We start from the raw sequence: 22171 nt of genomic DNA on the forward strand, positions 1-22171 counted from the left end.
GAGTGCATCACTCGGACGGAAGCGCATCGCTCGCCGTCGGTGCCGCGCCCTAGGCTCGGGGCGTGCCACCGAAGAAGCCGACGACCGAGCCCCCGGCGATCGACCCCGTCGTTCTCGACGACCTGCAGCGCGGCGACGCCTACGACCTGGAGCCCGAGGCCGATCTCGAGGGGTTCGAGCTCCTCGACCTCCGGCTCGCCACCCTCGACCTGCACGGTGCGACCGTGTTCTCGTCGCGGTTCGACGAGGTCCGTGCCGACGAGGCGGACCTCGGGGCCGTCACCCTCACCGAGGTGCGGCTCGAACGGCTCGACGTCCCGGTGCTCCGGGGGACCCGCGGCCGGTGGCGCGACGTCGAGGTGCACGGCGCCCGCATCGGGTCCGCCGAGCTCTACGAGTCGACGTGGAGCGGGGTCCGGTTCGTCGGCTGCAAGCTCGGCTTCGTCAACCTCCGCGGGGCGACGCTCCGCGACGTGGCGTTCGTCGACTGCACGATCGACGAGCTCGACCTGGTCTCCGCGGAGGCGCTGCGCGTCGCGTTCGAGGACACCCGTGTCCGTCGCCTCGACGTGCAGTCGTCGCGGCTGCAGCACGTCGACCTGCGCGGTGCGGACCTGCACGAGCTGAGCGGCATCGAGTCGCTGCGCGGCACGACGATCGACTCGTCGCAGCTCGGTCGGGTCGCCGGGATGCTCGCCGAGAGCCTCGGCATCACGGTGACCGACTGATGGGCACCGGGACGGAGGTCCTCGTCTCCGGGCCGGCGTCGTGGAACCTGCTCGTGCAGCTCGACGAGCTGCCCGCGCCGACGCCGCACACCGTGTTCGCGCGCTCGCACCGCGACACCGTGGGCGGGACGTCGGCCGGCAAGGCGCTCAACCTGGCCCGGCTCGGCCGGTCCGTCACGCTGCGGACGGTCCTGGGGTCCGACGACGACGGCGCGCGCGTGCGGTCCGTGCTCGAGGCAGCGGGCGTGCGCGTGCTGGCCGAGCGGTCTACGGACGGCCGCACGGAGAGCCACCTCAACCTCATGGACGACGACGGCGGACGCGTCTCGGTCTACCTCCGCGCCCCGGGCGAGGTCCCGGCGTCGGGGCCGTCGTGGGACGCGACGGTGACCGCGCTCGACGAGGCCGCCGCCGTCGTCGTCGACCTCGCGGTGCCCTCGCTCCCGGTGCTCGACCTCGCGGTCGCGCGCGGGCGGGACGTCTGGGTCGACCTCCACGACTACGACGGGGAGTCGGACTTCCACCGGCCGTGGGTCGAGGCGGGGACGCACGTGTTCCTCAGCGGCGACCGTCTGGACGACTGGCGTGGCTTCATGACGGCGCGGGTCGACGCAGGCGCGCGGCTCGTCGTGTGCACGCACGGTTCGCGCGGCGCCGTCGCGCTCACGCCCGAGGGCGGGTTCGTCGAGGTCGCTGCCCAGCGCGTGCCGCACGTCGTCGACACCAACGGTGCCGGCGACGGCTTCTTCGCCGGGTTCCTCGACGCCCACCTGCGCGGTGCGGGCGTCGAGGAGGCGATGCGGGCCGGCACGCGGCACGCGGCGCTCGTCGTGCAGAGCCCGGACCTCGTGCCGGCCTGACCGTCTTCCGTCGCGTCGCGCGCGGTCAGCGCGCGGCGACGACCGGCTGTGCGACCGGGACGTCGTCGTCCGCCTCGCGGAGGGCGGCGACGGTCGCGGCGCCGCGGTCGCGGAAGTGGCCGACGAGCGACAGCACCAGTCCGAGGACGGCCCACCCGGTGAGCACGAGCCACGGGAAGGCGGTGTCGGCGGCCGGGAAGTAGGACAGGTCGCGCAGGAGCGTCGCGGACGCGCCCGGCGGGAACCACTGCCCGACGGCGCCCCACGGGCTGAGGAGGAACTCGACCGGGACCGCGGCCGCCGAGAGCGGGTTCGCGACCAGGAGGAACAGCACCGGCCCGACGGCGATCCCGGGCCGGCCGAGCACCGCGACGGCCCCGACGATCGTCCCGCCGATGGCGAGCAGGGTCAGGCCGACGGCGGCGGAGTCGACGAGGTAGGCGCCGTGGAGTCCACCGAGCCAGTGCAGGATCCCGGCGATCGCCAGTCCGCCGACCACGGCGTAGACACCGAGAGCCGCGACCCGGCGCCACACGCCGACGACGGCGAGCGAGATCGCGATGCCGCCGACCATCCCGCCGAGCACGAGGGGGAAGGAGGCGGCCGCGAGGGTGCTGCCGCGCGCGTCGTCGGCGGAGAGCGGGACGACGTCGGTCACGGCGACGGTCGGTACCGCCTCGGGCGGCGCGCCCTGGGCGGCCGCCGCCGCGTCGACCTGTGCCTGGAGCGCGGGCTGCAGGCCGCCGAGCAGCTGCGCGACGGCGGGGCTCGCGGCCGAGGCGGTGAGCACCTCGGGCTCCTGGCCCAGGACGACCGCGCCGTACGCGTCGCGTGACTCGACGAGGTCGACGGCTGCGTCGCGGTCCGCGACCGGCACGAGCTCGAGCGTCCCGGGCGCCCGCTCGTCGAGCGCGGTCTGGACCTGGGCGACGACCGCCGCGTCTCCGGCCGCTGCGACGGGGAGGTCGCGCGGCTCGGCGGTGACCGACGGCCAGAGGAACGCGAGGACGACGACGCTCACGACGGCGACGAGCCCGACCCCGAGCGCGACGACGCGCGGCCAGTGCGTGTGCGGGGTCGCGCGGGGGACAGAGTGCTGGGCGTTCATGACGGGCCTCTCTAAAAACGAATGTTCGTTCTCTAAGCGTCGACCTCGCTGAGGCTCCTGTCAAGAACGAACGTTCGGTTTAGGATGGCTGCCATGCCCAGGGTGAGCGAGGAGTACCGCGCGGAGCGGCGCGACGAGATCGCGGCTGCGGCGCTGCGAGCCTTCCGCCGCAAGGGCTTCACCGCGACGTCGATGGCCGACATCATCGCCGAGTCCGGCGTGTCCGCCGGTGCGATCTACGGCTACTACGAGTCCAAGACGGCGATCGTCCACGACGTCGCCGGACGGATCGTCGGCGGACGGATCGCGGACGTCGAGCACCTCGCCGAACGCGACCCCCTGCCCCCGCCGTCCGAACTCGTCGGCGTCCTCCTGCGAGGGATGCTCCGCGAGGTCGGGAGCACCGGGATCCTCCTGCAGATGTGGGGAGAGGCCGTCACCGACCCGCGCATCCTCGACTTCGCGTCAGAGGTCGTCGCGCGCCTGCAAGGGGTGTTCGCCCGCTACGTCGCGACGTGGCACGAACGCACCCACGGGCTGGACCCCGCCGCAGCCGCGGCGCTCGGCGTCGAGCAGGCGCCGCTGTTCCTCGCCGCCTGCCAGGGCTTCATCGTCCAGAGCGCGCTGCTCGACGACTTCGACGTCGACACCTATCTCGACCGCGTCACACGCCACCTCCCGCGCTGACGACCTCGCCCACGGGAGCCACCTGACCCTGGTGCCGAGGTAGAACCCTGGTCGGCCGAAGTAGAACCGTGGTTGCGCGAGGTAGAACTGTGGTTGCACGAGGTAGAACTGTGGTTGCGCGAGGTAGAACCGTGGTCACGCGAGGTAGAACCGTGGTTGTGTCCGACGGCGGTGGTCGCCCTGGGTGTCGGGGTGGGTGGGGGCGCCGCGTCTACCATCCGCGCCGCTCGTTCCTCGCGGCGCTCCCGCCAGGCCCGACCACGACGCGGCGCCCCCACCCACCCCTCCGGCGTCGTCTCGCCTTGGTCGGCGCTCACCTCGAGCGGGTCCTCTTCGCGGACGGAGTCCTCAGGCGCGTCCAGGGTTCTACTTCGTGCGACCAGGGTTCTACTTCGTGCGACCGGGGTTCTATCTCGCGTGACCGGGGTTCTACCTCGGCGGAGCGCGGTGCTGTTTCGCGGGTCCTGTCGGGCCCGTCGGGCCTGTCGGGTGTTCGGTGGGTCAGGCCAGGCCGGTGTCGCGGGCGACGATCGCGGCCTGCATGCGGGACGCGACGCCGAGCTTGGCGAGGACGCGGGACACGTGGGTCTTCGCCGTCGCCTCGGTGATGAACAGGTCCGACGCGATGCCCTGGTTGGACAGGCCGCGACCCAGCGCCGCGAGGACGTCCACCTCGCGCGGGGTCAGCTCGGCGAGGCGCGGGTCGCCGGGTGACGGTCGGAGAGCGCGGTCGGACGCCTCGTCCGGGTGCGGTGCCCGCTCGGGGTGGGGGGCGTCGTCGGGCTCGGGGCGGTGCGCGAAGGCGGCGAGCAGGCGCCGCGTGACCTCGGGCGCGAGCACGCCGTCGCCGTCCGCGACGCGGCGCACGGCGTCGAGGAGCGCCGACGGTTCGGCGGTCTTGAGCAGGAAGCCGGCAGCGCCCGCCCGCAGGGCGCCGTCGACGTACTCGTCGAGGTCGAAGGTCGTGAGGACGAGCACCTCGGCGAGGCCCTCGGCGGTGATGGCGCGGGTCGCCTCGATCCCGTCCATCCCGGGCATGCGCAGGTCCATGAGCACGACGTCGGGCCGCAGCGCCCGCGCGTTGGTCACGGCGGCCGTGCCGTCCGCGGCCTCGCCGACGACCTCGACGTCGTCGGCCGCGTCGAGGAGAAGGCGCAGCCCGGCACGGATAGCGGCGTGGTCGTCGGCGAGGAGCACGCGGATCCGCCGGTCGGTCGTCACGACGCCTGCCCCGTGGTCGTCGGGACCGCGGCGGGGACCGTCGCACGGACGACCCACCGGCCTCCCGCCGTCGGTCCGGCCGCGAACGACCCGCCGAGTCCGTCGGCCCGCTCGCGCATCGTCAGGAGGCCGGTCCCGGCACTCAACGCGGCCTCCGCACGGGGAGCGGGCGTCGGGAGGAGGTCGTTGGCGAGCACCAGCTCGACGTCCTCGTCCGCGCGGCGCAGCCGCAGCTCGACGGGACGGCCCGGGGCGTGCTTCAGAGCGTTCGTCAGGGCCTCCTGGGTGATGCGGAACAGCGCCTGGTCGGCGGCGGCCGGCAGGTTCGACATGGCGACACCGTCGGGGTCGTCGACGACGACGCTCGTCCCGCCCGCGCGGGCGGCACCGAGCAGCTCGTCGAGCCGTGCGAGCCGACCTGGTGCAGCGACGGCGTCGCCCGGCGCTGGTCGCGCGCCGTCGGGCACCTCGGCAGTGCCGGAATGGCCGTCGTCGTCGCGACGCCCCTCGGTGCGCAGGAGCAGGATCATCGACCGCATCTCGTCGAGCGACGCGACCGCGCTGGCCCGCACCTGCTCGAGCGCCGCGCGGTCCTTCGCGGCGTCGGGCGGGAGCGAGAGCGCGGCACCGGAGTGGATCGCGATCGTCGAGAGGTGGGACGCGATGACGTCGTGCAGGTCGCGGGCCATGGCGGCCCGTTCGGCACGGACCGCCTCGTGCCGGTCGAGCTCGGCGATGCGTTCGAGGTCGCTCGCTCGCTGCCGCTCGAGGTCCGCGGTCCGGGCGGCGGCCTCGGCCTCGCGTGCGGCCAGGTCGGCACGCTCGCCCGCGAGCTCCGCGAGCTCGCTCTTGGTGCGCACGTTCGTCGCCCACCACAGCGGCATGAGGAGCACGGCCCCGAGCTGCAGCCCCATGTACACGAACTCGCGGACGTCGCGCGACGCCTCACCCGCCGCGACGGACCCGAGGACCGCCACCGAGACCGCGACACCCCACAGCCACGCGCGCGCCCGCGGGCTGGACCACAGAGCGGCCGCGTAGAGGAGGTCCCACAGGACGAGCGTGATCGCGAGGCTGCCGCCCCACGCGATGTCGACGACCGTCACCACGACGCCGCCGCCGAGGGCGAGCATCGGGTGCGCGCGCTTGACGAGGATGAGCAGGCACCCGACCGCGAGGAGCACGAGCCGCCACCAGGGCTCGGGAGGCTCGACGACGAACGGCGCCCGGACGATCCCGACGAGACCGACCTCGATCAGCACCCAGCCGCCGACGAAGGTCAGCACCGCGGAGAACGCGTCGTTGCGCCGGTCCTCGATCCGCCAGACCTGCGCGAACGAGCCAGCAGCGGCCCGCAGCTGCCCGGGCGTGCGCGAGCGCGCGTCGTCGGGGTCGCGTGGTGCAGTCACGCCCCCATCCCAGCACAACGACCCGCCACGCGGATCGGTCGAACGGTGTAGCGGGGCGACCACGCCGGCGCACCGAGGGCGCGAGAATCGGCCGTTCGCCCGACGACGCGCGGGCCCCCGCACGCCAGGATCGACGGCATGGACATCCCCTTCGACCTCGACGCCGTCGGCGGAGCCGGGCTCGGTCTGGCCGCGACGGCGGGTGTGCTCGTGGTGCTCGCGCTGATCGACTCGACGAGCTTCGGCACCCTGCTCATCCCCGTGTGGCTCCTGCTCGCGCCGGGCCGGCTGCGGGCCGGGCGGGTGCTCGTGTACCTCGCGACCGTCGCGGCTCTCTACCTCGCCGTCGGGATCGTCGTGATGCTCGGGGCGGGGGCGTTCCTCGACAGGTTCGGCGACGCGCTCGACACCCGCGCCGCGGCGATCGTGCAGCTCCTGCTCGGCATCGGGCTGTTCGCGCTGAGCTTCCGCTTCAGCAACAAGCGCGCGGCCCGCGCGGCGGAGCGGGCCGCGGCGGACGGCGTCGCGCCGGCACCTGGCCGCATGTCGCGGTGGCGCGAGCGCGCTCTCGGGATCGAGGCGGGGGCTGCCGGGTCGGGCGCCGTGCGCACCCGCGCGTCCGTGCTGCCGCTCATGGGTCTCGCGCTGGGCGCCGTCGCGATCGAGGTCGGCTCGATGCTGCCCTACCTCGCCGCCATCGGGATCATCACGACGTCCGACGTCGGGTGGCCCGCGTCCGCCGGCGTGCTCGCCGCGTACTGCGTCGTCATGGTCGCGCCGGCGCTCCTGCTCCTGCTCGGTCGGCTCGTCGCGGCGCGGGCGGTCGACCCGCTGCTCCACCGCCTCGACCGCTGGCTCACGAAGAACGCCGCGGAGATGACGGGCTGGGTGCTCGGGATCCTCGGCGTGCTGCTCGCGCTGAACGCGATGGGCCGCCTCGGCTGGACGGGTTGAGCGCGCGGACGCGTCCGCCGACGCCTGTGGCCCGCCCGGACGTCCGGACGGGCCACAGGTGTACGAGAGACGAGGTCAGTGCGACGTGCCGTTCGACGACGTCGTCTCGCTCGCACCCGTGAGCTGCGTGCCCGCGAGGTTCGCGATGAGCTGGTTGATGTCGACGCCCGTGAGCTGCTTGATGACGCCCTGGCCCTCGCCGAGGACCGAGGCGACGTTCTTCGTGATGGCGGACGCGCCATCGGTCGAGACGACGGTCATGCCCTGGATCTTGCCGATCGGCTCCGCGGCCGCGCGGACGATCTCGGGCAGGCGCTCGATGAGCTCCTGGACCAGCGCCGCCTCGCCGTACTTCTTGAGCGCCTCGGCCTTGGCGTCGGTCGTGACCGCCTCGGCGCGACCCTCGGCCTCGATGGCGTACGCGCGCGCCTCACCCTCGGCCTTGATACCGGCGGCGAGGGCGACCTGACGGTCGCGCTCGGCCTCACCGGCACGGCGCACGGCGGCCGCGGACGCCTCGGCGTCCTGGATCGCCGCCGTCTTGTTCGCCTCGGCGATGACGGTGCGCTTGTAGGCGTCGGCCTCGGTCGCCGCGTTCGCGGCGTCACGACGCGCGTTCGCCTCCTGGACCTCGGCGTACGCCTTGGCCTCGGCGGGCTTGCGGATCTCGATGTCGAGCCGCTCCTGCGTCACGCGCGCCTGCTCGGCGAGCGCCTCACGCTCCTGCTGCGCGACGAGGCGGTCCTGCTCGGCGCGGGCGAGCTGACCCGCCGCCTCGGCCTCGGCGTTCGCGCGGTCGGTGTCCGCCTTGATGATCGCTCGCTTGATGTCGAGGGCCTTCTGGCGCTCGGCGATCTGCTCGGCCGCCTCGATGACCGCGAACTCCGACGCGCGCTGCGCCTCGGCCTCGGAGACCTCGGCGACCTGGCGGGCGCGCGCCGACTCGGCACGGCCGAGGTTCGCGAGGTAGTCGGAGCCGGGGGTCGAGATGTCGGAGATGTTGAGCAGGTCGACCTGCAGACCCTGCTCCGACAGGTCGGCCTTGGTGGACTCGACGACGCGGTCGGACAGGCCCTTGCGGTCCGAGATGATCTGCTCGATCGTCATGTCACCGACGATGGAGCGCAGCGATCCCTCGAGGGACTCCTTGATGATCTCGGTGAGCGTGCCCTGCTGGGAGAGGAAGCGCTGTGCCGCGCGCCGCACGCCCTCCTCGTCACCCCGGACCTTGAAGTTGATCGACGCCTTGATGGCGATCTTGATGCGGTTCTTGTCCACGCCCTCGACGGTGATGCCGATCTGGCGCTGCTCGAGCGAGATCGGGAAGCCCTGCTGGAGGATCGGCCAGACGAACGTACGGCCGCCGACGATGACCTTCTGCCCGCTGCCCGTCGCCTCCTTGCGGCCCGCGCCACGGCCGACGATGACCAGGGCCTCGTTCGGCGGGACGCGGCGGATGCGCTTGCTGATGAAGATGACCACCGCGAAGAACGCGATGACCAGGGCGACGATCGCCAGGGTCGTGATGAGGTTCGTGTCGTCGAACATGGTGCGCGCCGGGGCGCGGCTCCTTCCGTGGGTGCGTGCAGGTCAGGCCGTGCGGCAGTGCTCCGGGACCGTCCGTCCGGGTCGTGCCCGTCCGGTGCGGCCCGTCGTGCGGTGGTGGGTCGTCGAGGGCGCTCAGTCGTTCGGGTAGTGCCGCTGGACGCGCACGCGGCTCCCCGACTGCTCGAGCACGACGACGCGCGCGCCCTCCGGGATGGGCTCGTCCGACCACGCGAGGCGGCGCTCGAGCTCGTGCACGGCGTCGAGGGAGACCTCGCCGCGCGCGGTGTCGATCGTCGTCGTCGCGGTGCCCTGCACGCCGACGAGGGACGCGGGGACGCCGTCCTCGGACGACCGCAGGTGCTTGACGAGAGCCTGGACGAGCACCATGACGACGAGCGCCACGACGAGCGAGCCGACGTAGGCGAGCCACGTGGGCAGGTCGTTGGCGGACACGATCGCGCCGACCGCACCGAAGACCACACCGCCGACGCCGAGCGAGGTCCCGGACACGGCCCCGTCACCGAGGTCGATGATCTCGCCCACCAGCAGGGAGAGGAGCAGGAGAGCGAGCCCCGCGATGCCGATGACGATGAACGCGATCATGCAGTGTCCCCTTGCGTGCCTCGGTGCCGCAGGGTTCAGCGCACTCCGACGGTGCGTTCCCTTGTGCGGCGTGTGGAGTTGTCGTGAACGTGCCCACACCTTATCGTGACCCGCTGCCGCCCCGGGCCTTCCTCGGGCCGACGGGCATGGGGAGGACTCCCCAGGGGCGTGCCGGGTGATCGCCCGCCCCGCGGCCGGTCAGGCGCCGAGCTCGCCGAGCATGCGGTCGAGGTTCGACCGTGCGGTCGCCCGGTACCCGGCGACCCAGTCGCCCTCGTAGCCGCGCGGCACGACCTCCACCGCGAGCACGCACGCGAGGTACACCCGGTACAGGCGCAGCCGCACCCAGGCGTCGGGGTCGCCGTCGTCGGGCGTGCCGTCGCCCACCGCGAGGTCGCCCCCGGCCTCGCGGTACCCGGCGAGGAGGTCGGGGTCGACGGCGCCCACGCCGAGCTGGTCGGCTCCCACGAGCTCGAACAACGGGTCGCCCCACAGGGCGCGCTCGGCGTCGAGCACGCCGGCGAGGCGGTGCGACGCCGGGTCGAGCAGCACGTTCCCGGGCCAGAGGTCCGCGTGCACCAGCCGGGGGACGTCGACCCGGGCGAGGGACGCGCGGTGGCGCCTGACGGCGTCGTGCACGCGGGCGACCGGCAAGTCCACGCCCCACCGTCCGGCGTCGGCGAGCACCGCCGCGAGCATCCGGTCGAACGCATCGGGCCACGTGGGGGCCGCGAGGCCGGACTCCGGCGCGGGGTACCCGAAGGCCTGCCCGGTGACCGCGTGCAGACCGGCCATGAACCCGCCGAGCTCGCGGCGCACGGCCGCGACGCGATCGGGCGCGAGGTCGAACGCGCTCCACAGCGTCCCGTCGACGTGCGACACGACCAGCGCGTCTCCGTCGAGGTGCTCGCGCGTGAAGTCCGTGAGCAGCACACGGGGCACGGGCAGGCCCGCGGCGTGCGCGGCGCCGTACACGGCGGCCTCGGTCCCGAGGATCCCGTGCTCGTAGGTCAGGAGCCGCGACGTGTCGGCGCCGGTCACCTTGACGACGACGCGGCGAGGCCCGGCGTCCGTCCCGGCGACGTCTGGCGGCGCAGCGAGGTCGACCGCGACGACGTGCGCGAACATGCCGCCGCTCAGCGGCTCCACGCGGACCGCATCGCCCAGCGGCCGGACGACCGCGGCGACCTGGTCGTCCGTGACGGACGTCTTCGTGAGCACGCGGCGATGCTACCGGCCGAGCCCGGCCGGTCAGGGCGGGGTGAGCAGGCCCTGGTCCACGACGGCGTCGAGGCTGAGCGTCCGGTACCCGTGGGTCTCGAAGAGGACGGTCACCCGGTCGTCGCCCTCGTACCCCATGACCGTCCCCTCGCCGAACTCCGGGTGCCGCACCGTGGTGCCGGTCGGCCAGGGTGCGGCGCGGTCGTCGACCGACCGCTCGGCGGCGGTGCCGGCCCAGCAGGTGTCGCAGCGGCCGCACGGCTCGGGCAGGTCCTCCCCGAGGTAGGCGAGCAGGAACTGGCGCCGGCACTGCGTCGTCTCGGCGTACGCGCGCATCATCTGCAGGCGCGAGTCGTCGACCCGGCGCCGGGCCTCCGCGAGCTCGTGCGCCGCGTCGGCGACCGCGGCGGGGCGTGCGTCCTCGCCGGCGAGGGCCTGCGCGTCCTCGACGAGGGTCCGTAGCCGGGCGAGACGCCGGGGGAGCCGCGCGCGGCTCGGACGCGAGGAACGCGCCGTGCTCACGGCTCCCGTCGCGCCGCGCGATACGTCCGAACCCCCTGACGCGAGGGCACGCGCGACCTCGCGGAGGTCGTCGCGACCGGGCACGCCGACCGCGAAGTAGCGCTGGAGGCCCAGGTCCTCCGGCCTGTAGAAGAGCACCGCGACGGCGGGCTCGCCATCGCGACCCGCCCGGCCGACCTCCTGGTAGTAGCTGTCCGGGGAGCCGGGCACGTTCGCGTGCACGACGAACCGCACGTCCGGCTTGTCGATGCCCATGCCGAACGCGGACGTCGCGACGACGACGTCGACCTCGTCGTCGGTGAAGCGTCGCTGGGCGTCGTCGCGCTCGGCCCGCCGCAGCCCGCCGTGGTAGGCCGCGGTACGCAGCCCGGCGGCGGCGAGCGCCTCCGCGAGATCGGCCGTGCGGCGGCGTGTGCCGACGTAGACGATCCCGACGCCGTGCTCCGCCTCGGCGCGCACGCGCTCGACGACGGCGCGGTCCTTGTCCGACGCCTCGACGGCGCGCACGACCTCGAGCGCGATCCCCGGGCGTGCGAAACCACGGACGATCACCGCGGCGTCGCGCAGGTGCAGGCGCTCGGCCACGTCCTCACGCACGGGCGGGGATGCCGTGGCCGTGAGCGCGAGCACGCGCGGACGGGGGTCGAGCGTGTCCAGGCGCTCGCCGACGCGCAGGTACTCGGGCCGGAAGTCGTGCCCCCAGGTCGAGACGCAGTGGGCCTCGTCGACCGCGACGAGGCTCGGCCGGGCCGTGCGGACGGCGTCGAGGACCTCGTCGTTGGCGAGCTGCTCGGGCGACAGGAAGAGGAACTCGAGCTCACCCGCCGCGGCGGCCTCCAGCGCGGCGCGGCGCTCTGCCGCGGGCACGGCGGAGCTCACGGCGGCGGCCCGGGCGTCGTCGTCGCCGAGCTCGAGCAGGGAGCGCACCTGGTCCTGCTGGAGCGCGATGAGCGGCGAGACGACGAGCGTCGGCCCGGGCAGCTCCAGGCCTGGCAGCTGGTAGGCCGCCGACTTGCCGGCTCCCGTCGGCAGGACGAGCAGGACGTCCCGGCCGTCGAGGAGCGCGGCGATCGCCTCGCGCTGCCCGGGGCGCAGGTCGCGGTAGCCGAAGACCTCCCGGGCGGTGTCGCGGACGTCGGCGAGGGTCGGCTGGTCCGTCACGGGCGCGGGACGTTGCGCAGGTTCGCCCGCGCCATCGACACGACCTCACCCATGCCGCCCCCGAGGACCTCCTTGCTCATCGCGACGGCGAACCCGCGCACCTGGCCCGCCGTGATGTTCGGCGGGATGGAGAGCGCGCGCGGGTCTGTGACGACGTCGACGAGCGCGGGCCCGGGCCGGTGGAGGGCGTCCTCGAGCGCGCGGCGCAGGTCCTTGGGCTTCTCGACGCGCACGGCCGGGATGCCGATCGCGTTCGCCACCGCCGCGTAGTCGACGTGCGGCGACTCGGTGCCGAACATCGGCAGCCCGTCGACGAGCATCTCGAGGCGCACCATGCCGAGGCTCGCGTTGTCGAAGAGCACGATCTTGACAGGAAGGTCGTAGTGCCGGAGCGTGACGAGCTCGCCGAGGAGCATCGAGAGGCCGCCGTCGCCGGACATCGCGACGACCTGTCGCCCGGGTTGCGACGCGGCGACCCCGATCGCGTGGGGCAGGGCGTTCGCCATGGACCCGTGGATGAACGACCCGATGACGCGCCGCTTCCCGTTGGGCGTGATGTACCGGGCGGCCCACACGTTGCACATGCCGGTGTCCACGGTGAACACGGCGTCGTCGGCGGCGACCTGGTCGAGAGTGTCCGCCACGTACTCCGGGTGGATGGGGGTCGTGCGCTCGACCTTCTTCGTGTACGCGCCGACGACGCCGGTCATCGCCTTCTGGTGCTTGGCGACCATGGAGTCGAGGAACTTGCGCGAGCGCGCCTTCTTCACGAGGGGAAGCAGCGCGCGCACCGTCTCGCCGACGTCGCCGACGACGGCGAGGTCGAGCCGGGTGCGCCGGCCGAGGTGGGTCGGGTCGATGTCGACCTGGGCGGTGCGGACCGACTCCGGCAGGAACTGGTCGTACGGGAAGTCGGTACCGAGCAGGAGCAGCAGGTCGCAGTCGTGCATCGCGTCGAACGCGGCGCCGTAGCCGAGCAGGCCGGACATGCCGACGTCGAACGGGTTGTCGTACTGGATGACCTCCTTGCCGCGCAGCGAGTGCCCCACGGGCGCGGCGATCTTGTCGGCGAGGGCCAGCACCTCGTCGTGCGCGCCCCGGACGCCCACGCCGGCGAAGATCGTCACCTTCTTCGCAGCGTCGATCGCCGCGGCGAGCTCTTGCACGGCGGCGAGGTCCGGGACGACGCGCGGCGGGACGGGCCGGCACGCGACGTCGGGCACGGCGGGGGGTGCGTCGAGGTCGGCCACGTCGCCCGGGAGCGTGAGGACGGAGACGCCGCGCGCGCCGTAGGCGTGGTGGATCGCGGAGTTGATGACGCGCGGCGCCTGGTCGGCGCTCGAGATCATCTCGGAGTACACCGAGCACTCGGTGAACAGCCGGTCGGGGTGGGTCTCCTGGAAGAACCCGGTGCCGATCTGCTTGCTCGGGATGTGGCTCGCGATCGCGAGCACGGGCACGCGCGACCGGTTGGCGTCGTACAGGCCGTTGATGAGGTGGAGGTTGCCCGGCCCGCACGACCCGGCGCAGACCGCGAGCGAGCCCGTCACCTCCGCCTCGGCCGCCGCCGCGAACGCCGCCGCCTCCTCGTGGCGCACGTGCACCCACTCGATGCCCTTGCCCGCGTTCTCGCCCGTGTTCGAGCGGTGCACGGCGTCGACCACGGGGTTGAGGCTGTCGCCGACGATGCCGTAGATCCGCCGCACCCCCGCCTCGATGAGCTGGGCGACCAGCAGGTCCGCGACCGTGCGGTTGCGCATGTCCTGCGGGGAGCGACCGATTCCGAACGGCATGACGTACCTCCACTGATGGGCTCGGGTCGTCTCCCATCGTGCGCCGGGGCCGCGCGGGCCGCAGCGTGAGGCGGCGTCTCGTGCGTCACGGCGGCATCCCCTCCCACTGCCGAACCCGGGGTTGCGGGTCACCTTCGCCGCCAGGTGACCTGCAACCCCGGGTTCGGCGCGCCGCGGTGACGCGAAACCCCGGGCTCGGGGTCAGGCCCGGGCAGCCACGGACGGGGTGCGGCGCTGCGCGACGGCCGCCGCGGCGTCGGACACCGCGAGCTCGCCGTGGATGCCGGCGCCGGCCATGACGCCGGCCGCGGCGGACGCCCCGACCTGCGCCATGAGGTCGCTCGAGTTGCCCGCTGCCCAGACTCCGGGGACGGCGGTCTGGCCGCGCGGGTCGGCGGGCACGAACCGGCCCGCCGGGTGCTCCTCGAGCGTGCCGCCGAGCTCCTCGAACAGCTCGCCGCGCGCGACGAACCGCGGCCCGACGACGACGGCGTCCACCGCGAACGACGTCCCGTCCGCGAGCACGACCGACCGCACCGACCGGCCGTCGACGTCGAGCCGCTCGACCTCGCCCTCGACCACGCGCACGCCGAGCGCCGAGAGCTGCTCCCACGTGGCGTCGTCGAGCTCCGCGACGGTGTGCTGGAACAGCGTGACGTGCGGGGTGAGCTGGCGGAAGAGCAGCACCTGGTGCGCCGCGGCGGGGCCGGTCGCGAGGACGGCGATGCGCTGCCCGCGCACCTCCCAGCCGTGGCAGAACGGACAGTGCAGCACGGTCGAGCCCCAGCCCTCGCGCACGCCGGGGACGTCGGGCAGCTCGTCGACGAGGCCGGTCGCCAGGAGGACGCGGCGGGCGCGGACGACACCACCGTCGTCGAGGGTGAGGGTGAAGCCCGCCTCGGCGTCGCCGGACGCGTGGGCGACGCGCGCGTCGCGGACCTCGGCGCCGTAGCCCTCGGCCTCCGTGCGGCCCGCCGCCAGGAGCTCGCGCGGCGGTACACCCTCGCGCCCGAGCAGGTTGTGGGCGCCCTCGGCGGGCGCGTTGCGCGGCTCGCCGGCGTCGAGCACGACGACGGAGCGCAGCGATCGCGCAAGAGTCACCGCGGCGCTCAGCCCGGCGGGGCCGCCGCCGACGATCGCGACGTCGTAGGGGGTGGGGGGCGTGGTGGTCATGGTTCTCCTCAGCAGCGGGTCGATGGTCACTCAGCGCGGGGGGCGGCGGGCCGCCCAGACGATGCGGCCGCCGTGCGCACCGATGGTGTGCTCGGCGGGCTCGCCCGACGGCTCCGTGGGGTCCGCCGGGGCGGTCGCGGCGAGCACGGCGTCGAGCGCGGCGAGGCCGCCGGGGTCGAGGTGCTCCGCGAGGTGCTCGCGCTGGCGGGACGCGGTCGCTCGCGCCCAGCGCGTCACCTCGGGTCCGGGCTGCACGACGGCGGCCGGCTCGCGGCGCTCGACGAGGTCCAGCCCGGCGTCGGTCAGGTACGACGACCAGTCGGGGTAGCGGTTCCAGCCGGCCTGGGCCAGGGCACGCTCGAGGTGGGCGGCGAGATCGGGGTGCGCGACGTCGTCGGGCAGGACGGGCGAGGTGGCCGTCATCTCGACGACGACCAGCAGGCCGCCCGGCACGAGCGCGTCGCGGACGTCGCGCAGGACGCTGGCCGGGTCGGCGACGTGGTGCAGCGACGCCGACGCCCACACGACGTCGGCAGCGCCGACCGCCGGCCACCCGGCGTCGAGGTCGGCCTCGACGGTGTGCACGCGGCTCTCCATGCCGGTCCCGGGGAGACCGGAACGCAGGCGCCCGAGCATCGTGGCGTCCGCGTCGACCGCGACGACCTTCGCCTCCGGGAACGCGCGCGCGAGCGCCCGGGTCCCCGTGCCGGTCCCGGCACCGAGGTCAACGACGGTCAGCGTCGGGTCCGGTGCGTGCGCGACGGCGACCGCGACGGCCTCGTCGAGGAGCTCGTCGAAAACGGACGCGTCGAGCTCGAGCAGCTCGGCCAGCCCGCCCGCGTCGTGCCCGTGCGCGTGGTCATGGCCATGACCGGTCGCGCCGTGGGCGGAGGGACCGGCGTCGTGAACGCCGGTCGGGGCGCGGTGAGCGGGTGATTCCATGCGCCCACCGTAGGACGCTTGTGCGCACTGAGCATAGGATCTTGCTCATGACGCAAGAAGTCGATCTCGACGCGGTGGTCCGCCAGCGCATCCGGGGGCTGCGCCTGGCGCGCGGCTGGACGCTCGACGCGCTCGCGGCGCGGTGCTTCCTCAGCCCGTCGACGCTCAGCCGGATCGAGACCGGGCACCGGCGCATCGCGCTCGACCAGCTCGTGCCGATCGCCCGCGCGCTCGGCACGACGCTCGACCAGCTCGTCGAGCCCGTCGACGACGAGGACGTCGTCATCCGGCCGGAGCCCCAGCGCCGACCGGGCGAGACCACGTGGCTGCTCTCGCGCGACCGCCCCGGGACGATGGTCGCGAAGATGCGCCTCACACCCGAGCGCGCCGTGGGCCCCGAGCACCAGCGCGTCCACCCGGGGCACGAGTGGTTCACGGTCCTCTCGGGGACGGCCGTCGTGTATCTCGCGGACCGCCGGATCCTCGTGCAGGAGGGGCAGGCGGCGGAGTTCTCGACGATGGTGCCGCACTCGTTCGGCGCGCACGAGGGCCCCGTCGAGATCCTCACGATCTTCGACCAGGAGGGCGAGCGCGCCCACCGCTCGGGTAGCGACCCCGCCTGACCGTCGTCGTGGTCAGGTCGGCACCCCGCCGAACCCGGGGTCGCGCGTCACCGGAGCCGTCCGGTGACACCCAACCCCGGGTTCGGCCGACGTGGCGCGCGCGTCAGCGGGCCGGGGCGATGTCCTCGCGACCCGCGCTGCGGCGCAGCGAGCGCAGCGCCACCAGCACGAGCACGACGGCGAGCGCCGCCGCTGCGACGACGACCTCGAACCCGGCGTGGGCGCCGCCCGCGTCGATGCGGGACCCGGCGACGGACGACCCGATGGACACCCCGACGCCGAGCGACGTGCCGACCCACGCGAGGCCCTCGGTGAGCTGGTTCGGCGCGACGAGGTTCTGCACGAGGTTGTTGCCGTTGATGAGGGTCGGGGCGATGGCGAACCCCGTCACGAACATCACCGCGGCGAGCACGGGCAGCGACGTGACGAAGAAGAACAGGGAGACGCCCGCGGCGAGCGCGACGATCCCGATGACGAACCGGCGCCACAGCGGCGACACCCAGTGCCGCGCGCCGTACACGAGCCCGGAGATGAGCGAGCCCAGCGCGAAGACGGCGAGGATCAGCCCCGCCGCGCCCTTCTGGTCCTGCTCCTCGGCGAACGCGATCGTGGAGACGTCGGTCGCGCCGAACACGATGCCCATCGCGACGAAGATCACCGCGAGGACGATCATCCCGGTCGACCGCATCGCGGACCGCTGCTTCACCCCCGCCTCGGGCACGACGACCGGCGGCTCCGTCGCGCGCTGCGACAGGAACCACAGCCCGCCGACGACCGCCGCGACGAGCGGCACGAGCAGCCCGGCCGAGGGCGACACGCTCGTCGCGAGGACGGTCGCGAGCACGGGCCCGACGACGAACACGAGCTCGTCGAGCGCGGACTCGAGGGAGTAGGCGGTGTGCAGGCGCCGCGCGTCGGGCACGACGTGCGACCACCGCGCGCGCACCATCGACCCGTACGACCCCTGCGTCGCGCCGGCGACCGCGGCGAACACGTAGAGCGTCCACTCGGGTGCACGCAGGACCGCGCACAGGATGAGGCCGCCGAGGCCGAGCGCCGCCGCCGCGAGCATGGGCAGCATGACGACGCGCTGACCGGTCCGGTCGACCAGCCGCGCGATCTGCGGCGACACGACCGCCTGCGCGACGACGAGCGCGGCCGCGACCCGCCCCGCGAGCGCGTACTCGCCGTAGATGCCCTGGATCATGAGGATCGTGCCGATGCCGACCATCGACATCGGCAGCCGCGCCACGAGCGCCGCGGCGGAGAACCGCCACGCGCCGGGCAGCGTGAGGACGTCGCGGTAGGGGTTGCGCGACGCGGGGGCGGTGTCCTCGGTCGGGGTTCGGGACGTCGTCCCGTCGGTCGTCAGGTCGTCCCGCCGGTGCTCGGGGTTCTCGGGGTCGTCGGCGCGCGACGGGGAATCCTGGACCACCGTCTCAGTGTCGCACCCGGAAGCCGTCCGGCCGGTAGCGAATTCGTGCGCCGCCGCTCGACGTGACAGCCGTCTCACCGGCGTCGTCCGCGGTTGTCCGCGCGGTCCATGACGACGACGATGGGCGCCATGACCGACACCCCCGCACCGAGCACCACGACCGTCACCGTCACCGACGAGGGCGACCGCTTCGAGGCCCGTACCGACGACGGCGCCGTCGCCGGGTTCGCCGCCTACGTCCGCGAGCCCGGCACGGTGATCTTCACCCACACCGAGGTCGACCCGGCGTTCGAGGGCCAGGGCGTCGGGTCCGCGCTCGCCGCGGGCGCGCTCGACCAGGTGCGCGCCTCGGGCGAGCGGGTCGTCCCCCTGTGCCCGTTCATCCGGGCGTACATCCAGCGTCACCCGGAGTACGAGGACCTCACCCAGCGCTGAACGGCCGAGAGCCCTGGTCCGGACGGACCAGGGCTCTCGTGTGCGGCCGCGCCGCGGGTCAGGAGATGGTGCCCGTGCCCTCGCCCTCGATGCGCTCGTCGTGCAGCAGCTCGCCCTGGGCGTCGACCGGGACGATGGTGCCGTCGAACGTGATCTCGGTCCCCGGCTGGTAGAGGAAGTTCGTCCCGTACGAGTACGACTGGTCCGTGCCGAACGTGTAGACGGTCGGCTCGCGGTAGGCACCCGGCGCCATGCCGTCGTCGTTCACGCCCTGCGCGGCGTACAGCTCGTCGTCGACGATCGTGTCCATGCCGCCGAGGTACGGCCAGTCCACGTAGCGCTCGTCGATGCTCACGAGGCTCGAGCCGAGGTCGATCGGCTCACCCTCGTTCGTGATGACGTAGTTGATGAAGACGATGTCGGCGCCCTGGGCGATGATCGGCTCGTTGGTGTCGGGGTTGGCGAACAGCCCGTCCTTCGTCGCCTGGGCAGTACCCACCTGGTAGACGTCGACCCGCACGTCGCCGATGGTGAACGTCGAGATCTGCTCGCCGGGGGTCGTGACGGGGTTCGCCCAGTCGGGGAGTGCGCCCTCGCTGGCTCCGGTTCCCTCGGCGGCCTCCGCGTCGACCTCCTCCGCGTCGTCCACCTCGGGAGACTCCTCCGCGGCCGTCGTCTCCTCCGGAGCAGGCGTCTCCGGCGTCCCGCCGCCCACGTTGATGGTGCACGCCGACAGTCCGACGGCGAGCACGGCCGCGACGGTGAGGCTGGAGAGGGTACGGACGGGACGCATGTGAGCTCCGGGAGTTCGTGGGAAGTGGTGCCGCACGGACCCTACCCGGCGGTCGGGATCGCGATCGATGGGGACCACTCCCCTCCCGAGGCGCACGAGCGGGACCTTCGCCTGTTGCGCACACGGGCGCGCGCGGGGAGCCTTCCCCTATGTCCCGTTCCGCCACCACGTCGGGCTCTCCCGCACCCCGTCCCCGCGTGACGTCCACCTCGCGGGGGCGCCGATGAGCACGCTGCGCGTCGAGCACGCGGACGTCGTCGTCGTCGGGGGCGGTGCAGCCGGGCTCAGCGCGGCGCTCGCGGTCGCGGAGGCGGCGGTGCACGACGACGGCCGCGCGCCCGTCGTCGCCGTGGTCTCGAAGGTCTACCCCATGCGCTCCCACACGGTCGCGGCGGAGGGCGGGGCGGCCGGGGTCGTGGGTGACGACGACTCGCTCGAGCAGCACGTCGCCGACACCCTCGCCGGGGGAGCAGGGCTGTGCGAGGACGACGCGGTCCGGTTCGTCGTCGAGCGGGCGGCCGGCGAGCTGTACCGGCTCGAGCGCTGGGGGCTGCCGTGGTCGCGCACGGACGACGGCGACGTCGCGGTCCGGAGGTTCGGCGGCATGAGCCGTGCGCGCACGTGGTTCGCCGCAGACAAGACCGGCTTCCACCTGCTGCACACGCTGTTCCAGACGTCGCTGCGGTACTCCGGTGCCGACGGCCCGGTCCGCCGGTATGACGAGCACCACGTGCTCGACCTCGTGCTCGACGGCGAGGGCGGGCCGGACGCGCGGGTGCGGGGCGTCGTCGTGCACGACCAGCACCGCGGCGAGCCGCTGCTGATCGCGGCTCCCGCGGTGGTGCTCGCGACGGGCGGGTCCGCGCGCGCGTGGGGGACCAGCACCAACGCCGGCATCTGCACGGGCGACGGGACGGCGATGGCCCTGCGCGCCGGCGTGCCGCTGCGCGACGCGGAGTTCCTCCAGTTCCACCCGACCGGCCTGCCCGGCAGCGGCATCCTGCTCACCGAGGCCGCGCGCGGGGAGGGTGGCGTGCTGCTCGACGCCGACGGGCGCCGCTACCTCGCCGACTACGGGCTGGGCCCGGAGACGCCGGTCGGGTCGCCCGTACCGCGGACGATGGAGCTCGGCCCACGGGACAAGCTGTCGCAAGCGTTCTGGCACGCCGAACGCGACGGGCGGACCATCCCCACGCCCGACGGCGGCGTCGTGCTCCTCGACCTGCGCCACCTCGGGCGCACGCGGCTGTCCGAGCGGCTCCCGCTCGTGTCGAGCCTCGCGAAGCAGTTCGCGGGCGTCGACCCCGCGACCGAGCCCGTGCCCGTCCGCCCGACGGCGCACTACACGATGGGCGGCATCCGCACCGACGCGCGGGGTGCGACGGACGTCTCCGGGCTGTTCGCCGCGGGGGAGTGCGCGTCCACCGGCCTGCACGGGGCGAACCGCCTCGGGTCGAACTCGCTCGTCGAGACGCTCGTCGTCGGGCGGGCGGCGGGGGAGGCGGCGCTCGCGTGGGCGCGTGCTGCGGCGTCAGAGGACGGGGCGGTCGTGGACCGCGCCGCCGAGATCGCCGACGGCTGTCTCGCGATGCGCGGCCGCGGCACCGAGCCGCCCGCCGCGATCCGGGCCGAGCTGGGCCGCGTGCTCGATGCCGACGCCGGCATCTACCGCGACGCCGACAGCCTGCGCCGGGCGCTCGCGGCGGTCGAGGACCTGCGCGCCCGGTACGCGGACGTGCGCGTCGCCGACACGAGCGCCGTGCTCAACACCGACTGGGCCACGACCGTCGAGCTCGGCGCGACGCTGGTCGTCGCGCACGCGGCCGTCGCGGCCGCGCTCGCGCGCGAGGAGTCGCGCGGCGCGCACCAGCGCCTGGACTTCCCGGACGCCGACGACGTCCCGCGCCACTCCGAGGTCCGGCTCGGCGCGGGCGGCGCGCTGGAGGTCACCCACGTCCCGGTCGGTGCCCGGCATGGTGTCGAGCACGAGGTTGCTGTCGGCAAGACGGCCATGACGACAGCAACGTCGTTCTCGGCGGGGAAGGGTGGGGACGCGTGAGCGACGCGGCACGGTCGACAGCAGCACAGGCGGCGGAGCAGACGGTGCGGTTGGAGGTCGCGCGCACGTCACCCCGCGGCGCGGACACCGGGCGGCGCGACGTGTTCGACGTCCCCTACGACGACCGCACGTCCGTCCTCGACGCGCTGCAGTGGGTCAAGGACCACGCCGACCCGACGCTGACGTTCCGGTGGTCGTGCAAGATGGCGGTCTGCGGGAGCTGCGGCGTCATGGTCAACGGCCGGCCCGTGCTCGGCTGCGAGACGTTCGTGCGCGGCTACCGCACGTCCGGCCTGGTCGTGGAGCCGCTCGCGCACGCCGAGGTGCTGCGCGACCTCGTCGTCGACACCGACACGTTCCTCGGCAAGCTGGCCGCCGTGCAGCCCTGGCTCGTGCCCGACGGCGCGACGCGACTCCCGCTCGTCGACGCGCCCGAGCCCGCGCCGGCCGAGGGCGAGGACGTCCTGCGCGCGCACGGCCCGTCGTCGGGCAACCTCCAGACACCGGGCGAGCTCGCCGCGTTCAAGGGCTTCGCGGAGTGCATCGACTGCATGCTCTGCTACGCGGCGTGCCCGCAGCTCGACGTCGCGCCGGACTTCCTCGGGCCGGCCGTCGTCGCGACGGCGCGTCGCTGGGACGAGGACTCGCGCGACGCGGGCGAGCTCGACCGCGCGGACGTCCTCGACACCGAGCTCGGTGCGTGGCCGTGCATCCAGGTCGGCGCGTGCACCCAGGTCTGCCCCAAGGGCGTCGACCCGGCCCGCGCGCTCCGCGACGCCCAGCGCGTCGCGACGGACACGTGGGACGAGCGCGAACGCCGTCGCGCCGGCCCGCCGAGGTAGAACCCTGGTCATGACCAGGGTTCTACCTCGCGGCGCCGGGGTACCGCCCCGGCG

Annotated in this window: 20 protein-coding genes; 8 read left to right on the forward strand and 12 right to left on the reverse strand. The window is 74.2% G+C overall.

Annotated features, from left to right (window positions below; translation table 11 throughout):
* Positions 1-62 precede the first annotated feature (62 nt).
* Entirely contained in the window at positions 63-728 is a 666-nt protein-coding gene (locus tag ACMXGY_RS02140) for a pentapeptide repeat-containing protein (protein ID WP_483775243.1), read from the forward strand.
* A complete protein-coding gene (locus tag ACMXGY_RS02145; protein WP_483775244.1) occupies positions 728-1588 on the forward strand; it encodes a carbohydrate kinase family protein in 861 nt (286 codons plus the stop codon). Before ACMXGY_RS02140 ends, ACMXGY_RS02145 begins: the two co-directional genes overlap by 1 nt.
* Before the next feature lie 25 nt (positions 1589-1613).
* Here the strand turns inward: ACMXGY_RS02145 and ACMXGY_RS02150 are convergent, their stop codons facing one another.
* On the reverse strand, positions 1614-2696 hold the full coding sequence (locus tag ACMXGY_RS02150; RefSeq protein WP_483775245.1) for an ABC transporter permease: 1083 nt from the start codon (positions 2694-2696) through the stop codon (positions 1614-1616).
* A 93-nt stretch (positions 2697-2789) separates the two neighbouring features.
* Between ACMXGY_RS02150 and ACMXGY_RS02155 the strand changes: the two genes are divergently transcribed.
* Positions 2790-3383, forward strand: coding sequence for a TetR/AcrR family transcriptional regulator (locus tag ACMXGY_RS02155; protein ID WP_483775246.1), 594 nt, complete (start codon positions 2790-2792; stop codon positions 3381-3383).
* A gap of 501 nt (positions 3384-3884) precedes the next feature.
* Here the strand turns inward: ACMXGY_RS02155 and ACMXGY_RS02160 are convergent.
* Both ACMXGY_RS02160 and ACMXGY_RS02165 read right to left on the reverse strand, forming a co-directional pair.
* A complete protein-coding gene (locus ACMXGY_RS02160; RefSeq protein WP_483775247.1) occupies positions 3885-4604 on the reverse strand; it encodes a response regulator in 720 nt (239 codons plus the stop codon).
* The gene (locus ACMXGY_RS02165; protein WP_483775248.1) at positions 4601-6013 is read right to left on the reverse strand and encodes a sensor histidine kinase; all 1413 of its coding nucleotides are present in this window, start codon (positions 6011-6013) and stop codon (positions 4601-4603) included. Before ACMXGY_RS02165 ends, ACMXGY_RS02160 begins: the two co-directional genes overlap by 4 nt.
* A gap of 138 nt (positions 6014-6151) precedes the next feature.
* Between ACMXGY_RS02165 and ACMXGY_RS02170 the strand changes: the two genes are divergently transcribed.
* Positions 6152-6967, forward strand: a complete 816-nt coding sequence (locus ACMXGY_RS02170; protein WP_483775249.1) for a GAP family protein — start codon at positions 6152-6154, stop codon at positions 6965-6967.
* 75 nt (positions 6968-7042) lie between these two features.
* Here the strand turns inward: ACMXGY_RS02170 and ACMXGY_RS02175 are convergent, their stop codons facing one another.
* The 7 genes from ACMXGY_RS02175 to ACMXGY_RS02205 form a co-directional block, all read right to left on the reverse strand.
* Positions 7043-8515: a flotillin family protein gene (locus ACMXGY_RS02175; RefSeq protein ID WP_483775250.1), complete on the reverse strand. Its 1473-nt coding sequence runs from the start codon at positions 8513-8515 to the stop codon at positions 7043-7045.
* Positions 8516-8647: 132 nt separating this feature from the next.
* A complete protein-coding gene (locus ACMXGY_RS02180; RefSeq protein ID WP_483775251.1) occupies positions 8648-9118 on the reverse strand; it encodes an NfeD family protein in 471 nt (156 codons plus the stop codon).
* 198 nt (positions 9119-9316) lie between these two features.
* A complete protein-coding gene (locus ACMXGY_RS02185; protein WP_483775252.1) occupies positions 9317-10339 on the reverse strand; it encodes a phosphotransferase family protein in 1023 nt (340 codons plus the stop codon).
* 30 nt (positions 10340-10369) lie between these two features.
* On the reverse strand, positions 10370-12022 hold the full coding sequence (locus ACMXGY_RS02190; RefSeq protein WP_483775253.1) for a RecQ family ATP-dependent DNA helicase: 1653 nt from the start codon (positions 12020-12022) through the stop codon (positions 10370-10372).
* The gene (locus ACMXGY_RS02195; protein ID WP_483775254.1) at positions 12019-13815 is read right to left on the reverse strand and encodes a pyruvate dehydrogenase; all 1797 of its coding nucleotides are present in this window, start codon (positions 13813-13815) and stop codon (positions 12019-12021) included. The genes ACMXGY_RS02190 and ACMXGY_RS02195 overlap by 4 nt, the downstream gene beginning before the upstream one ends.
* Before the next feature lie 201 nt (positions 13816-14016).
* Positions 14017-14988 (reverse strand): NAD(P)/FAD-dependent oxidoreductase, encoded by a 972-nt coding sequence (locus ACMXGY_RS02200; RefSeq protein WP_483775255.1) that lies wholly within the window; start codon positions 14986-14988, stop codon positions 14017-14019.
* A 30-nt stretch (positions 14989-15018) separates the two neighbouring features.
* A complete protein-coding gene (locus tag ACMXGY_RS02205) occupies positions 15019-15930 on the reverse strand; it encodes a class I SAM-dependent methyltransferase (RefSeq protein ID WP_483775256.1) in 912 nt (303 codons plus the stop codon).
* Positions 15931-15977: 47 nt separating this feature from the next.
* Between ACMXGY_RS02205 and ACMXGY_RS02210 the strand changes: the two genes are divergently transcribed.
* Positions 15978-16553: a helix-turn-helix domain-containing protein gene (locus tag ACMXGY_RS02210; RefSeq protein WP_483775257.1), complete on the forward strand. Its 576-nt coding sequence runs from the start codon at positions 15978-15980 to the stop codon at positions 16551-16553.
* Positions 16554-16656: 103 nt separating this feature from the next.
* Here ACMXGY_RS02210 and ACMXGY_RS02215 read toward each other — a convergent pair whose 3' ends face one another.
* Positions 16657-17841 (reverse strand): MFS transporter, encoded by a 1185-nt coding sequence (locus ACMXGY_RS02215; RefSeq protein WP_483776768.1) that lies wholly within the window; start codon positions 17839-17841, stop codon positions 16657-16659.
* A gap of 276 nt (positions 17842-18117) precedes the next feature.
* On the opposite strand from ACMXGY_RS02215, the gene ACMXGY_RS02220 reads away from it, so the two are divergent.
* Positions 18118-18423, forward strand: coding sequence for a GNAT family N-acetyltransferase (locus ACMXGY_RS02220; RefSeq protein ID WP_483775258.1), 306 nt, complete (start codon positions 18118-18120; stop codon positions 18421-18423).
* Between the two features lie 58 nt (positions 18424-18481).
* Here the strand turns inward: ACMXGY_RS02220 and ACMXGY_RS02225 are convergent, their stop codons facing one another.
* On the reverse strand, positions 18482-19216 hold the full coding sequence (locus tag ACMXGY_RS02225) for a hypothetical protein (RefSeq protein WP_483775259.1): 735 nt from the start codon (positions 19214-19216) through the stop codon (positions 18482-18484).
* Positions 19217-19439: 223 nt separating this feature from the next.
* On the opposite strand from ACMXGY_RS02225, the gene ACMXGY_RS02230 reads away from it, so the two are divergent.
* Positions 19440-21275, forward strand: a complete 1836-nt coding sequence (locus ACMXGY_RS02230; RefSeq protein WP_483775260.1) for an FAD-binding protein — start codon at positions 19440-19442, stop codon at positions 21273-21275.
* The gene (locus tag ACMXGY_RS02235; protein WP_483775261.1) at positions 21272-22117 is read left to right on the forward strand and encodes a 2Fe-2S iron-sulfur cluster-binding protein; all 846 of its coding nucleotides are present in this window, start codon (positions 21272-21274) and stop codon (positions 22115-22117) included. The genes ACMXGY_RS02230 and ACMXGY_RS02235 overlap by 4 nt, the downstream gene beginning before the upstream one ends.
* Positions 22118-22171: the final 54 nt, after the last annotated feature.

Source organism: Cellulosimicrobium sp. G4 BAM 1002, assembly GCF_057126935.1.

Coding starts and splice junctions, on each gene's coding strand:
- ACMXGY_RS02145 (WP_483775244.1), top strand. CDS start 728: ATGGGCACCGGGACGGAGGTCCTCGTCTCCGGGCCGGCGTCGTGGAAC.
- ACMXGY_RS02150 (WP_483775245.1), bottom strand. CDS start 2,696: ATGAACGCCCAGCACTCTGTCCCCCGCGCGACCCCGCACACGCACTGG.
- ACMXGY_RS02155 (WP_483775246.1), top strand. CDS start 2,790: ATGCCCAGGGTGAGCGAGGAGTACCGCGCGGAGCGGCGCGACGAGATC.
- ACMXGY_RS02170 (WP_483775249.1), top strand. CDS start 6,152: ATGGACATCCCCTTCGACCTCGACGCCGTCGGCGGAGCCGGGCTCGGT.
- ACMXGY_RS02175 (WP_483775250.1), bottom strand. CDS start 8,515: ATGTTCGACGACACGAACCTCATCACGACCCTGGCGATCGTCGCCCTG.
- ACMXGY_RS02180 (WP_483775251.1), bottom strand. CDS start 9,118: ATGATCGCGTTCATCGTCATCGGCATCGCGGGGCTCGCTCTCCTGCTC.
- ACMXGY_RS02195 (WP_483775254.1), bottom strand. CDS start 13,815: ATGCCGTTCGGAATCGGTCGCTCCCCGCAGGACATGCGCAACCGCACG.
- ACMXGY_RS02200 (WP_483775255.1), bottom strand. CDS start 14,988: ATGACCACCACGCCCCCCACCCCCTACGACGTCGCGATCGTCGGCGGC.
- ACMXGY_RS02205 (WP_483775256.1), bottom strand. CDS start 15,930: ATGGAATCACCCGCTCACCGCGCCCCGACCGGCGTTCACGACGCCGGT.
- ACMXGY_RS02210 (WP_483775257.1), top strand. CDS start 15,978: ATGACGCAAGAAGTCGATCTCGACGCGGTGGTCCGCCAGCGCATCCGG.
- ACMXGY_RS02220 (WP_483775258.1), top strand. CDS start 18,118: ATGACCGACACCCCCGCACCGAGCACCACGACCGTCACCGTCACCGAC.
- ACMXGY_RS02225 (WP_483775259.1), bottom strand. CDS start 19,216: ATGCGTCCCGTCCGTACCCTCTCCAGCCTCACCGTCGCGGCCGTGCTC.
- ACMXGY_RS02230 (WP_483775260.1), top strand. CDS start 19,440: ATGAGCACGCTGCGCGTCGAGCACGCGGACGTCGTCGTCGTCGGGGGC.